Here is a 15,311-nt window from a genome sequence, read left to right on the forward strand (position 1 = left end):
GCCGCCAATGGGAGGCCCCGGTTTTACAGCAGCAGGAAGAAGTTCTGCAACGACCGTGTTTCTTGATCCCGGAGAATATATTGTTGAGTGCTATGTAAAAGATAAGGATCAGGTATTCCATTCATATATCGGAATGTTAGAACACTTAACGGTGACCGAAGAGGAGAATGAAGCTGATAAACCACAAGCCGGTAAGAAAGTTGCGATCTCGTCAGAGAACGGAATAGAGTTTACTGAACCTTTTGATGCCGGAAAACAAATTATTGAAGTTAATTATGAGGATCAGTCAACCTATAGCCACTTGCTTGGCCATAATGTACAGCTTGTAAAATTAGAGAATGCAGAAGATGATTCATTACTTCGATCAGTTGGAGAGTGGATGAATTGGATGACTCCATTTGGATTGACAGCAAATGCACCAAATGGCGCAATATTTATAGGTGGCGTGATGGAAATGGCTGAAGGACAAAGCGGATATATGCATGTGGATCTTGAACCCGGTGATTATGCCTGGATAGCTGAAGTACCTGATCCTGCAAATAAAGGCATGCTAAAAACATTTACTATTACTGATTAAGTTGATCTTGAACTTTGTGATTGTTTAAAGCCATAGCGATGTGGCTTTTTTATTTTACCGCTCAGCCCGTTAATGTGACTGTGTAATACCGATTGCTATTCACCGAGTATGCTGCGCAATTTGTTCTATCCGGGTTTCATTTCATTGGAACATTTAACCCTATGTTTCATGTTACATCCACATGAAAATAAATCATGACTACGACGCGATTATTATTGGTTCCGGTATGGGTGGCATGAGTGCCGGAGCAATGCTCGCGAATGACGGATATAAAGTCCTCATTCTCGAAAAAGCCCACGCCCCGGGCGGATGTTCTTCGTCCTATTTCAGAAAGGGCTACATTTTCGAATCGGGTGCGACCACCCTTATTGGATTTGACGAAGATCAGCCGTTATGGAAGCTGGAAAAAGAGACCGGGCTTGAGATTCCCCGTGAGGAGATCACACCCAGCATGTCGGTGTGGATTGACGGTGAGCAGATCACACGTTACAAAGACCGGAAGCAGTGGATACAGGAATGTGCCCGGGTTTTTGGTAACGAAGATGCACAAAGAGCATTCTGGCATGAAGCTTTTAGAGTTTCCGATCTGGTCTGGAAAGTTTCTCTGAAAAATCCATTCTTTCCGCCACAAAAAGTAAGTGAGTGGGCTCAACTTGCCATCAATAACAGTCCACTCGACGTGTGGGTGCTAAAATACGCTTTTAGGTCGGTTGAGACTGTTATGAAGAAATTTGGACTGGATACCCCCAAATTCAAACGGTTTGTGGATGAACAATTGAAGATCACTGCACAGGCCGGTTCAGGAGAAACCCCTTTTCTGTTTGGAGCAGCAGGCCTAACCTATACAAATTATTCGAACTTCTATGTCCCCGGAGGTCTATTGGAAATGATCAATTCTATAAAGGAGTATATTCAGGATAAAGGAGGAGCTCTGCATACAAAAGAGGGGGTTGAAAGGATTTTGAGAAATGAGAATGGGTTCACGGTTCAAACCAATAATAAACGAAAGGAGAAATCCTTCTATCAGGCACCGATCGTCATCTCAAATGTACCGGTGTGGAATATGCAGGATATGACAGAAGGTGAGATAAGGAATTATTTCAGATCCGAAGCAAAAGATTTTGACGAGGCCTGGGGCGCCATCACATTGGGAATAGCCACTGATGATGCATATCCGGCTGATCTGCCACTGCACAATCAGATCCATTTGGATGAAGGTGAAACCGTTCCCTACACCAACTCTGATTCCATATTTGTTTCTATGTCAAAACCGGGGGATTCGTTCAGAAACAAAGAGAATGGGATGAGAACGCTTAATGTTTCAACTCATGCTTCACCTGAACGTTGGTATGCGCTCAATGGCTCATATGATGAAGCCAAACAACAGGTTCAGGATTTCATCGTTGAAACTCTGCGGAACAAATTGCCCGGGTTCTCTCACGCACAGATCGATGTGATCCACACCGCAACACCTGTAACCTGGGAAAGCTGGGTATACCGTAAAAAGGGCAGAGTGGGTGGTATTCCTCAAAGTATGGCACGAAGCTTGCTCAAGTGGACGGCAAGCGAAACTCCGTTCAAAGGTTTGTATCTTTGCGGAGATACGACCTTTCCGGGACAAGGAATTCCGGGCGTAACTTTGAGCGGAATCAACGTATATTCACGCATAAAAAAGAATCATCAATAGGACGTAGTAAAAACGATCTTTTAATTATTGATAAGTTGTCACGCTGAGAGCCCTATAATATGAATATGTTCAGGGGATCTTTAATGCCGTGAAGTGACTCAAAACAGAATTTCTAATCAAATTTTGATCTTATTTTGAGATCCTTCGCGTGAACTTCGGATCCCGGATAAAATATTAAAGCCCTCAGGATGACAACTGATTGTTTTAGTTTAAACTTAAAAATCATCATTAAAGCAGATATCTTTGGATAATTTTTCACCCAACACACAATTCACTTTATTTCCACCGGTAATTAAGAACTTGTTGATCATCAACGGATTAGCCTTTCTGTTAACCAAACAGTTATTTGGTACAGGCTGGACTCCTATTGGGGCCGAAATAGCGCCTTATCTTGTTCTTAATCCCCTTGGAGAAGGCTTTATGCCGTGGCAGTTGGTAACCTATATGTTTCTCCACGCCGGCCTGGGTCACCTTTTCTTCAATTTGTTCGCTCTTTGGATATTTGGCCAGGCTATTGAAAATTTGTGGGGATCAAAACGATTCCTGCTATATTATTTGCTTACCGGTATTGGAGCAGCAGTAATTCATATGTTTCTGGGTGGATATTTCACGTATACCTTGGGTGCATCCGGTGCGGTATTTGGGATCCTTTTAGCCTTTGGAATGATGTTTCCCGATCGATACATCATGTTGCTGATCCCTCCTATACCCATCAAAGCTAAATACTTTGTAATGATCTACGGAGCCTTTGAATTATTTAGTGGCCTTTCTATGCCAAACAGTGGAATTGCTCACTTTGCGCACCTTGGCGGACTTGCTGTCGGTTTTGTATTGATCAAGATCTGGGGATTAAAAAAGCCTGATAACTATGGATAGAGGAAGAGGTTCATTTAATTTTGGTGGCGGCGGTGGAAATATGAGAAATCAGATGCCATTTGATTCCTTCTGGGGTGGATTAAAATTTGGTTTTATGCGGATGCCGGTGGCCATCCGTACCATTATTCTTGCGAATGTCGCAGTTTTTATTGTTCAGATATTTGGCGGTCAAACACTCAATACCTGGCTGGTCAACTATCTTGGATTTGATCCTGCCTTTCCGACCTTTTTAACACAGCCTTGGCGACTCATCACTTACATGTTTCTCCATGGAGGATTCTTGCATATCCTGTTTAACATGTTATGGCTGTGGTGGATGGGACGAGCCGTAGAAGAGACCGTGGGCCCGCGTACATTTACAGTGATCTATTTTGGTGCCGGTATTTTAGGAGCCCTGCTTGATGCTGCCTTAGCACTGATCTTCGGAAATGCATTGGTGATAGGTGCGTCCGGAGCCGTAACGGGTATGCTGGTAGCCTTTGCAATGCTCTACCCGAAAGCCCCCATCATGTTGTTTCTGTTTCCACCGATCGAAGCCCGCTATTTTGTGGCCGGCTGGATCGCGATCGATATTCTGTTTATCGGTGCCGGAGATGGAGTGGCGAGACTGGTTCACCTTGGAGGCGCTTTGGGAGGATACTTGCTTGTAAAAGCCCATCAGAGTGGAACCGATCTGAGTATGGTCATCCGTTATTTTGAATATCTTTTTGGAAAAGTAAAGCCTAAAAGTACCGGCAAAGGGCATAAGGGAAGAAATAAGAACATGCACATCGTTCAGGATGCTGAAATCGTGGAAGAAGTGGATCAAACTGAATTGGATGCCATTTTGGAAAAGATCTCTAAAAAGGGATATGATGCCCTTACCCCGGGAGAAAAAAAGAAACTATTTGAACTGAGTAAGAAAGATCAATAATGGCTGACATCAAGCGACGTAAATCAATTCAGGTAATGGTAGGCAATGTTCCGGTTGGAGGAGGTGCACCGATCGTTGTGCAATCGATGACCAATACCGATACGGCTGATATTGATGATACAGCTGATCAGATCGAACACCTTTATCGCTCAGGATCTGAGTTAGTTCGGATAACCGTAAACAATGATGAAGCAGCTAAGGCAGTTCCTTATATAAAAGAGAAACTACTCAAGAGGGGAATACCGGTTCCCGTGATCGGAGACTTTCATTACAATGGCCATAAGCTGTTAACCAGGTATCCTGAGATGGCCGAGGCATTGGCTAAATTTCGCATCAATCCCGGAAATACCGGTACAAAGACCCGGGACGAGAATTTTGCGACCATTGTTGAACAAGCCATCAAGTACGACAAGCCGGTAAGAATAGGAGTGAATTGGGGATCCTTGGATCAGCAGCTCCTGGCGCAGCGAATGGATGCCAATAATGAACTTGAAAAACCAAGATCGGCCAAGCAGGTTATGCTTGATACCATGGTGGAGAGTGCAAAGCGATCATCCAAACTGGCAGAAGATGTGGGGCTTGCATCAGATAAGATCATTATCAGCTGTAAGATGTCGGGTGTACAGGATGTGGTCACGGTTTATGAAAGAATAGCAGAAGAAGTGGATTATCCGCTGCATGTAGGGTTGACTGAAGCCGGAATGGGCATGAAAGGCATGGTAGCCAGTGCCTCAGCATTGGCGGTGATCCTCCAGCAGGGCATAGGTGATACGATCAGAGTTTCCCTGACACCGAAACCCGGAGCCGACCGGGCACTTGAGGTTCAGGTAGCACAACAGATCCTTCAATCTCTGAAGATCCGAAGTTTCATACCTCAGGTTACGGCCTGCCCGGGGTGCGGCAGAACCAAAAGCACGTATTTCCAGGAGCTGGCACAAGAGATACAAGAATATATTGTAGAATCCATGCCAATATGGAGGAAAGCATACCCTGGGGTAGAAGAGATGGACGTAGCTGTGATGGGATGCGTAGTTAACGGGCCCGGTGAATCACGCAACGCTAATATCGGTATATCTCTGCCAGGTACTTTTGAAGAACCAAAAGCTCCGGTATACATCGATGGTGAACATTCCATCACTCTCAGGGGAGACAATATTGGCGAAGAATTCAGAACAATTCTAAATAATTACATCAAAGTAAAATACGGCAAAGGCTCATCTGCTCAATAAAGCCTACTTTATGTAAGCCCTTACATAAAGTATTTATACTCAGTTGTTTACAGCGTTAATAGCTGTTGCCTTCAGGAATGGGTATACAAGATCTTACGGTCATATTAGTGATGTAATATCAGTATTAAGGCATAAATTACAAGTACTTATCCCAAAGTAAACAAAAATCTAATAGCTGAGTTAGATTATTAGGGTGTTACGATAATGTTAAATCTCCCTTGAAATAATGTAAGCGCTTACATAACTTAATTGGAGAAAATAAATTTTAACATTTCAGCCAATTACAAAACCAACATTGGAGATTTAACATGAAAAAAACAGCGATACCGATTTTAGGATCTACTGTCGACTGGTTTAGCTTCAACGCACTCAAGATGCTTGCAGTTATACCACTGATAGCCGGATTGCTATTCTCGGAGATTGGAAATACGGAAGCCATAGCACAAAGCAGAACTACGATCAGTGGTACTGTTACTGATGGCGAAAACGGAGAAACTCTTCCGGGTGTAAATATAATAGTTGTAGGAACCACGATCGGTACCACAACTAACCCCGACGGATATTATGAGTTAGCAGTTCCCAGTTTACAGGATACTCTTTCTTTTTCATTTTTGGGTTTTCAGCGGCAGCTGGTTCCAATCAACGGAAGAACAGAAATTAATGTACAATTAAGATCTCAGACCATTACAGGAGAGGAGTTGGTTGTAATTGGTTATGGAACACAACAGCAAGGTGATAATACCGGTTCTGTCAGTTCTATAAGTACTGCCGATTTTAACGAAGGTAACATTACTTCACCTCAGGAATTATTTCAGGGGAAAGCAGCCGGTGTAAGCGTTACTTCCGGTGATGGTGCCCCCGGTAGTGGTGCAACCATTCGTATTCGCGGTGGTTCTTCACTTTCTGCAAGTAATGACCCTCTTTTTGTAGTTGATGGTGTGCCATTGGATGGCTCAGGTGTCTCTGGTATGAGAAACCCTCTCAATACGATCAATCCTAACGATATTGAATCGATCAACATCCTGAAAGATGCTTCTGCAACGGCCATTTATGGTTCACGTGCATCAAATGGTGTGATCATTATTAACACGAAGAGAGGCCGGGAAGGCCAGGCTCTTCAGGTAAATTATACAGCAAAAGCTTCTTACCAGATCTATGGTGATGGTGTTGATATGCTTGATCCGGATCAATTCCGACAGGTCGTACAAGATCAGTTCGGTGCTACCGGTACTCAGCGTTTAGGTAATGCTGAAACGGACTGGCAGGAAGAGATCTATAGAAATGCAGTAGGGCAGGATCACAACATAAGTGTATCCGGTGCCTACAAAATTCTTCCATACCGTGTTTCTTTAGGATTTTCAGGGAATGAAGGTATCCTTTTGACTGACAGAAACGATCGTTTGACCGGTTCTGTAGCATTGAATCCAACTTTCCTTGATGATGCCCTTAAATTGGATGTGAACTTGAAAGGAATGCAGGTCAATAACCAATTTGGCAACCAGGGAGCCATCGGGTCTGCTGTGATCTTTGACCCTACTCAACCTGTAAAGCCGGGGGGAGCACCATATGATCAATATGGCGGTTACTTTACCTGGACAGATGTAAATGGTAACCCTAATCCACTTGCACCCAGCAATCCTCTGGCTTTATTGAACCAACGGGATGATGAGTCTAAAGTTTATCGTACTATTGGTAATGTTAAGCTGGATTATGAATTGCCATTCGTCGAAGGACTTAGTGCTATTGTTAACGCAGGGTTCGACTATTCAGACGTAACAGAAGGCAATGTAGTGGTACCTGATATAGCAGCATTTGAATATTCAGGCAATATTGCAACATCCGGTCTCAGACAAAATTATGATCAACGTAAAGAGAATGAACTTTTTGATTTTTACGTGAACTACGATACCATAGTTGAAGGCTGGGAAAGTGAACTTGATGTAATGGCCGGTTATTCCTGGGAGCATCGCTTCGAAGAAGGCTCTAATTACGCAACTAACTTTGACAGACAAGGAACCCTTGATGTACGTTCCGACACAGATTATGCCACAGAGAATTACATAGTGTCATTTTTTGGACGTTTGAACTACACATTCAAGGATAAGTATCTGTTAACAGCTACCCTTCGACAGGATGGTACTTCCAGATTCTCTGAAGACAATCGCTGGGGGCTTTTCCCATCAGCTGCATTGGCCTGGAAGATCCATGAAGAAAGCTTTATGGATGATTTTGAAGGCTTAAATGAACTTAAGCTAAGAGTTGGTTACGGTGTTACCGGTCAACAGCAGATCGGGCAGGGTGATTATCCTTATCTGGCACAGTATACCTACAGCCAGCCTAATGCGAGATATCAGTTTGGCGACGAATTTATTACCACACTGAGACCGGAAGGATACAATGCCAACCTTAAGTGGGAGGAAACAACCACTTACAACGTAGCCGTTGACTATAGCATCCTGAATGATCGTATCTTTGGTAAGATCGAAGGATACTACAGAGAAACGAATGACCTACTTAATGTAGTGCCGGTTGCTGCAGGATCGAACTTCACTAACCGAATACTTTCAAACGTAGGGACTTTAGAAGTTCAGGGACTCGAATTTGAGGTCACAGGACGTATTATCAATACTCAGGATACCTATTGGGAACTTGGCATGAACGTTTCCAAGAACACTGATGAGATCACGAAACTGACTACCGTGGACGATCCAAATTATATTGGTGTTGAAACCGGGGGTATTTCCGGTGGTGTGGGTAACACCATTCAGATCCACAGTGTCGGATTTCCAAGAAACTCATTCTTTGTATATGAGCAGGTTTACGATGCTAACGGCAAACCTCTGGAAGGTGTGTACGTGGATAGAAACGGTGACGGTGTCATAAACGATTCCGATAAATACCGCCACGAAAGCCCGGCCGCTGATTATGAATTCGGTTTCTCATCCCGGGTAGAATACAAGAACTGGGATGCTTCTTTTGCCGGTCACGCAAGCCTTGGTAACTACGTATACAATAACGTTGCCTCAGGTAATGCTTTCTACAGCGAGATGTTGTATGAAGGTTATCTCAGAAATGCACCTGCATCAGTACTTGAGACAGGATTTGAGGAAGCTCAATTCTTCTCAGACTATTATGTAGAAAATGCATCCTTCCTAAGACTTGATAACGTTAATGTTGGTTATACATTCAATGATGTATTTGATGCCATTAACAGCTTAAGAATTTCAGCAACGGTTCAAAACGTATTTGTGATCTCTGATTACAGTGGATTGGATCCAGAAGTCTTTGGAGGTATTGACAATAATATCTACCCAAGACCGAGAACATTCGTTCTGGGCTTGAACCTGAACTTTTAATTGAAACCATTTAATAACCAAGATCATGTTTAAAAAAACATATATAATATTATTTACTGTACTCTTGGGTTTTTTGATGGTGTCGTGCGTCGATGACCTGAGCACCACACCTCTCGATGATGATGTTGTTACATCTGAGTCGGTTTACGAAACCCCTGAGGATTATAAGCAGGTATTAGCTAAACTGTATGCGGGATTCTCCATGACAGGACAACAAGGTCCTGCCGGAAATGCTGATATTCAGGGTATTGATGAGGGCTTCTCAAGCTATATTCGTCAATATTTTACGCATCAGGAAAATCCAACCGATGAGGCAATTGTAGGATGGAATGACGAAGGTCTTCCAGAATTTAATACCCTGTCATGGACGGCTTCTAATGATTTCGTAATGGCAATGTATAGTCGGATCTATTATGAGATTGCCATGACGAACGAATTCATCCGGAATTCAGAAGGACGAGAAGAAGCTGAAATTCAGGCTTATGTAGCTGAAGCTCGCTTCCTGCGCGCTCTTAGTTACTGGCATGCACTCGATCTATTCGGTGGCAATGTACCATTTGTAACGGAAGATGATGCTGTAGGTGCGGAACCACCAATGCCTACCAATGCCGATGACCTGTTTGCTTTCATTGAAAGTGAACTGCTCGACATTGCAGGTACACTACCTGCATCAGGTTCACAAGAATACGGCCGTGCCGATCGTGGTGCTGCCTGGATGTTGTTGGCTAAGCTCTATTTGAATGCCGAAGTCTATATTGGTCAGGAACGCTATGATGATGCCTTGACCTACGCTGAAGATGTTTCCAACGCGTATACGCTACACGATAACTATCAAGAGCTGTTTATGGCTGATAACCATACAGCAGATGGAATCATATTTCCGGTCACTTTTGATGGTATCAATTCAACTACCTTCGGTGGGACTACTTTTCTTGTCTTTGCACAGCTTGGAGGTAGTATGAATTCCGCTGATTACGGAGTAAATGGGGGTTGGGCAGGAAATAGAACAACCCCTGAATTTGTCAATAAATTTAATACAGGTGATTCAAGAGGTATGTTTCACACAGACGGTCAAACTCTCGAAGTTGATGAACTAGGCTCATTCACAAGCGGTTATGCTATTGAAAAATGGACCAATAAGAAATCAAACGGTGAGAACGGCAGTGATCTGGAATTTGTCGATACAGATTTCCCAATGTTCCGATTGGCGGACGCTTACCTAATGTATGCTGAAGCTGTCGTTAGAGGAGCCTCAGGAGGAACTGAGGCGCAAGCTGTTAACTATATAAACGCACTTAGATTTAGAGCGTTTGGCGATAACTCAGGTGATATTACCACTAGTGATTTAACTCTTGATTTTATCCTTGATGAACGTGCCAGAGAATTATACTGGGAAGGTCACCGAAGAACTGATTTACGTCGATTTGGTAGATTTACTTCAGGTGAATATGTATGGGCTTGGAAAGGAGATATACAAGCTGGACAGAGTGTAAGTGATAAATATGAAATTTATCCACTACCATTTTCTGATGTGAATGCAAACCCAAACCTGACTCAAAACCCAGGATACTAAAGTATTTAACTATAGAGGTAATATTATGAAGAAACTAATTTTAATAACAAGCACGATCATGTTTGGGTTGTTATTCACAATTTCTTGTGAAGACAGTACCGGACCGATGCTTAAAACTGATGTAGATTCCCCAACCATTATTTCAGGGGATGGTGAGACTTATGTACTTAATAAGGATGTAGCAGGTGATTCATTAACTCTCCTAGAGTGGTCTGAATCTGACTATGGATTCGATGCTGCGGTTACATACACAGTGCAAATGGATCCGGAGAATGCAGACTTCGATAATAATAGTATTGTAAATTTAGGTAGATCTAATACCACAAAATTTACTACTACTGTTAAGGACTTGAATGCAGTATTGTTAGGAGCTAATTTTACACCATTGCAGGAAATAAATGCTATGGTTAGAGTCCAGGCTGTAGTCAACGATCAGGTGGATACCATGTATACATCGCCTGTAAGTTTAAATCTTACCCCATACTCAACATGTAATTATTGCCCGGCAATATATGTGCCTGGAAATTACCAAGGTGCTAGTGGGTATACAAATGATTGGAGCCCTGCAGATGCACCAGCCTTATCTTCATTGGATGGTCTCACAGATAATTATGAGGGTTACGTTTATATGGCAAATGCCAATAACGAATTCAAATTTACAGCTGTCAGAGACTGGAGCAAAGATTGGGGTAGTAACAATGGTTCAACATCTGAACTGGTTGACGGTGATGGTGAAACTAATGCTACATTAGCAGAGTCCGGTTATTATAAAATGAACGTTAACATTAACAACTTAGAGTATTCTGTAACCAAGACTGATTGGGGTGTAATTGGTGATGCTACTCCAAACGGATGGGATAGTGATACTGATATGACTTATGATCCGGTTAACAAAGTTTGGACAGTTGATATCAATCTTACTTCAGGTACTTTTAAATTCAGAGCTAATGATGCCTGGAACCTAGATTATGGAGACAATGAAGGTGATGGTGAACTAGATCAAGGAGGTGGAAACATTTCAGTTTCTTCTGCCGGCAATTATATTATTATTCTAAACTTAAGTGAGTATCCTTATACATACTCAATTGAATAAATAAACAATCAGCATGGGCTGCTAAAACAGGCAGTTTCTCATTGATACTTCTTTAACATTTTAGATTTAAATTTTTGTTACAGACTGTGAAAGGTCTGTTTCATATAAAAAACACCTAGATTTGGCAGCAACTATATACGATATCGCAAAAAAAGCCGGAGTAAGTATTGCAACGGTATCCCGCGTTTTTAATAAAAGCGGGAAAGTATCGGATAAGGCACGAGAAAAAGTGCTGACTGTTGCTAATGAAGTGGGATATCACCCACAAGCTTTTGCACAGGGCCTGGCCAGCCGTAAGAATAATACGATCATGGTTGTGGTCCCTGTGATCTCCAACTACTTTTTTATGGAGATACTGGGAGGTATACAGGATAAACTGAGCGAAAAGAATTACGAACTCAGTATCTTTAATATCTCACCAAACAAAGACCTGAAAAAACAGGTTGAACACGTTCTAAAGCGTCGTTTGGCTGAAGGGTATATGTTCATTTCGGTTCACCTTGAGGATAAGGATTGGCAAAGCCTTCAGAAATACAACGTGCCAATTACTCTGATAGATGAGTATTTTGATGGATTTGACTCAGTGAGTGTTGATAACAGTCAGGGAGCATACAGAGCCGTAAAGGCACTGACAGACCGAGGTTACAAGCGTATTGCGATGCTTGGCGCTCTTAAATCATCCAAACCCATCAGAGATCGCCTGGAAGGATATAAAAGAGCCCTAGAAGAGGCAGGCATAGAATACGATAAAAAAATGTTCGTAACCGGTGATCTGACCAACCGGGACGGATTTACGGAACGTGCCGGCTTTGAAGCCATGAAAAAGATCCTGAAGATGGATCCTACGCCCGATGCCTGTTTCTGTTCATCAGATATACAGGCAGTTGGTGCTTTAAAAGCCATGCAGGATGCCGGTAAACGTATTCCTATTATCGGATATGATGACATTGAACTGGCTGAGTATATGGGCCTTTCTACCATCAGGCAGCCAATGAGAGAAATGGGATTTTATGCCACTCAGAATTTGATCGACCGCATGAATAATCCTTCCAAAGCCGTTTCACAAACAATTTATACACCTAAACTAATTTCACGAAATTCAACTGCTCTGAATGGCAGTAAAGTGAAAGTTTGACCTAACATTGTATGAAATTTATTAAGACCCTTTTACTGACAATTATCTTTAGCCTGTTTATAGGTGTATTACATGCTCAGGTTGTAACAACCGATCCGGCTTTCCCGACTGAGACACAATCAGTTACCATAACATTTGATGCCACTCAGGGTAATGGAGAACTTGAAGGTTTTACCGGTGATGTATATCTGTATACCGGTGCAATTACCTCAGAGAGTAATGGAGAATGGAAAAATGTTCGGCCGGCAGGAGGCTGGACCAGTTATCCTGCAGAACTCAAAGCAACATCACTGGGAAATAACAAATGGGAATTTACTTACGGGCCATCGGTCAGAGATTTTTTTAATATCACGGACCCTAACGAAAGTATATTAGAGATCGCTGTTTTATTCAGAGGCACGGTAGATGGAAGCGGTGATCCGGATGCTGTTGGCAGAGATTCAGGCGGGGATGATATCTTTATTCCATTATCATCAGGAAGCGTGAATGCGCAGTTCATATCTCCATTCGATGATTTCGAGATCATAGAAGAAGGGAATTCATTTGAACTTGTTGGAATCGGTAATGTCAGTTCAGGCACACTGAATCTCAGGCTTTTGAAAGAGGGAACAGAAGTTGCCGGTACAACACAAGACACTCTCCGATATACATTCAATCCTGCCGTGGGTGAAAATGATGTTCATTTTTCCCTTATAGCAGATAACGGAGAAAATGTAGCTGATACGGCAACAGCCTTTGTAACTATTCGCGATAATGTAGGTGAAACAGTTGCCCGACCAACAGAACTTGAAGACGGTATAACCCTTTCATCGAATACTATGAGCCTGTCTTTATTTGCCCCAAATAAAGACTATGTATATGTGATCGGAGATTTTAATGACTGGACTCCGACTTCTGAGTATCTCATGAACAAAGAAACGGCCGGAGCAGACAGTGCCTGGTTTTGGATAGAAAACATCAGCCTGAATTCCGGCGAAGAATATGCATTTCAATATTTAGTTGAAGGTCAGATCCGCATTGCGGATCCTTATTCCAGTCAGATACTGGATCCCTTTAATGATCAATACATTCCTGAGACAAGCTATCCGAATCTGAAACCATATCCTCAGGATAAGACCAGTGGATGGGTGAGCCTGGTGCGACCCGGAGTATCTGAATACACCTGGGAGGCTACAAACTATCAACGGCCAAAGAAAACAGAACTTGTGGTATATGAACTGTTGATCCGTGATTTTGTGGAAGCACAAAATTTTGAGACGCTGACCGATACTCTTGATTACCTGGAGAATCTGGGTGTAAATGCCATCGAGTTGATGCCGGTGAGTGAGTTCGATGGAAATTTAAGCTGGGGTTATAATCCAAGCTTCCATCTTGCCCTGGATAAATTTTACGGTACACCCGAAGCCTTCAAACGCTTTGTTGATGAAGCTCATAAAAGGGATATGGCTGTTATTCTGGACGTTGTGATGAATCATGCCACCGGTGCAAGTTCACTTTACAGGTTATACGATTATGGATCGAATCCTTATTTCAATCCGGTTCCAACCCATTCATATAATGTATTCAATGACTTTGATCATTCTTATTCAGGAACACGGTATTACACAAAGAGAATGATAGAACACTGGATCAATGAATATAACATAGATGGGTTTCGGTGGGATCTCACCAAAGGATTCACTCAGAACTGCACCGAATCTGATGAGGCCTGTACCGGCAGTTATCAACAGGATAGGGTAGATGTGCTCAAACAGTATGCCGATTATCAATGGGCCGCCGACCCTGATTTTTACGTGATCTTTGAACACCTTGGCGGTGAATCTGAGGAAGCTGAGTGGGCCAATTACCGCCTGGACGAAGGTAAGGGAATTTTGCTCTGGGGCAATATGAATGGCCCTTATAACGAGGCCACCATGGGTTTCAACAGTAATGGTAAATCAAATTTATTTGGTGTTCTTTCTGAATCCAGAAATAGTTTTCAGGCCCGCCATTTGATTGGTTACATGGAAAGTCATGATGAACAAAGACTGATGTTTAAAAACTTGCAATATGGAGCACAATCAGGTGATTATAATATCAAGGAATTACCTACAGCACTGGACCGACAGAAGATAGCAGGGGCTTTTTTCTTTACTTTACCGGGGCCGAAAATGTTATGGCAGTTCGGTGAATTGGGTTATGAGGTCGATATCAATTTTAATGGCAGAACAGGTGAAAAACCAATCCGATGGGAGTATTTTGAAGACCCTGATCGCCGTGAGTTATATAACAACTGGAGCCAATTGTTAAACCTTAGGCATTCTAGTGCTGCATTCACAGAGCCGGATAATGCAACGTATGACCTGTCAGGTACTGTCAAAACCATCACTTTGGAACATCAGGACACAGATGTGGTGATTGTAGGTAACTTTGGAGTTGAAGAATCGAACATAGTATTAAACTATACTCAGAACGGAACCTGGTATGATTATTTTAATGCCTCCACGGTAGATGTGTCAAACCTACAGAGAGATTTGACATTAGGTCCCGGTGAATACAGGATCTATACAACCAAAGAATTTGCAGAACCTGATAATAGCGATCCGGATCCTGATATAACCCCACAATCATTCAGTCTTGGCCAGAATTATCCAAATCCGTTCAACCCAGGTACATCATTCAGCTATGAAGTGGCAGAGGAGTCTGATGTTAAGCTTGTGGTTTACGATCTGCTCGGGAGAAAAGTAAAAGAACTGGTAAATGAACGTAAAGCTGCAGGTACTTATCATATTTCATTTCAGGCAAATGACCTAAGCAGTGGAATCTATATCTATCGATTACAGGCAAAAAATGCAGTTATCTCAAAGAAAATGACACTGATAAAATAAGCTGG

General features: G+C 42.5%; 10 protein-coding genes. All 10 read left to right on the forward strand.

The genetic code is table 11. The annotated features are described in order from the left end of the window. Positions 1-7 precede the first annotated feature (7 nt). A complete protein-coding gene (locus tag ACKGJO_RS03425) occupies positions 8-577 on the forward strand; it encodes a hypothetical protein (protein ID WP_411321995.1) in 570 nt (189 codons plus the stop codon). 181 nt (positions 578-758) lie between these two features. Continuing rightward, positions 759-2,264 (forward strand): phytoene desaturase family protein, encoded by a 1,506-nt coding sequence (locus ACKGJO_RS03430; protein WP_411321996.1) that lies wholly within the window; start codon positions 759-761, stop codon positions 2,262-2,264. A 243-nt stretch (positions 2,265-2,507) separates the two neighbouring features. Continuing rightward, positions 2,508-3,140 (forward strand): rhomboid family intramembrane serine protease, encoded by a 633-nt coding sequence (locus tag ACKGJO_RS03435; protein ID WP_411321997.1) that lies wholly within the window; start codon positions 2,508-2,510, stop codon positions 3,138-3,140. After that, the gene (locus ACKGJO_RS03440; protein WP_411321998.1) at positions 3,133-4,053 is read left to right on the forward strand and encodes a rhomboid family intramembrane serine protease; all 921 of its coding nucleotides are present in this window, start codon (positions 3,133-3,135) and stop codon (positions 4,051-4,053) included. The genes ACKGJO_RS03435 and ACKGJO_RS03440 overlap by 8 nt, the downstream gene beginning before the upstream one ends. Next, positions 4,053-5,282, forward strand: coding sequence for a flavodoxin-dependent (E)-4-hydroxy-3-methylbut-2-enyl-diphosphate synthase (gene ispG / locus ACKGJO_RS03445; protein WP_411321999.1), 1,230 nt, complete (start codon positions 4,053-4,055; stop codon positions 5,280-5,282). Before ACKGJO_RS03440 ends, ispG begins: the two co-directional genes overlap by 1 nt. 308 nt (positions 5,283-5,590) lie before the next feature. Beyond that, positions 5,591-8,638 carry a SusC/RagA family TonB-linked outer membrane protein gene (locus tag ACKGJO_RS03450; protein WP_411322000.1) on the forward strand — a complete coding sequence of 1,016 codons (3,048 nt, stop codon included), beginning with the start codon at positions 5,591-5,593 and terminating at the stop codon, positions 8,636-8,638. Between the two features lie 25 nt (positions 8,639-8,663). After that, complete coding sequence (locus ACKGJO_RS03455) at positions 8,664-10,211, forward strand: RagB/SusD family nutrient uptake outer membrane protein (RefSeq protein WP_411322001.1); 1,548 nt, start codon at positions 8,664-8,666, stop codon at positions 10,209-10,211. A 25-nt stretch (positions 10,212-10,236) separates the two neighbouring features. Continuing rightward, entirely contained in the window at positions 10,237-11,304 is a 1,068-nt protein-coding gene (locus ACKGJO_RS03460; RefSeq protein WP_411322002.1) for a SusE domain-containing protein, read from the forward strand. A gap of 121 nt (positions 11,305-11,425) precedes the next feature. After that, positions 11,426-12,439: a LacI family DNA-binding transcriptional regulator gene (locus ACKGJO_RS03465; RefSeq protein ID WP_411322003.1), complete on the forward strand. Its 1,014-nt coding sequence runs from the start codon at positions 11,426-11,428 to the stop codon at positions 12,437-12,439. Positions 12,440-12,450: 11 nt separating this feature from the next. Beyond that, positions 12,451-15,306, forward strand: a complete 2,856-nt coding sequence (locus tag ACKGJO_RS03470) for an alpha-amylase family glycosyl hydrolase (RefSeq protein ID WP_411322004.1) — start codon at positions 12,451-12,453, stop codon at positions 15,304-15,306. The last annotated feature ends 5 nt before the right edge of the window (positions 15,307-15,311 follow it).

It is taken from the genome of Gracilimonas qinghaiensis (assembly GCF_046602855.1).
Lineage (GTDB): Bacteria > Bacteroidota > Rhodothermia > Balneolales > Balneolaceae > Gracilimonas.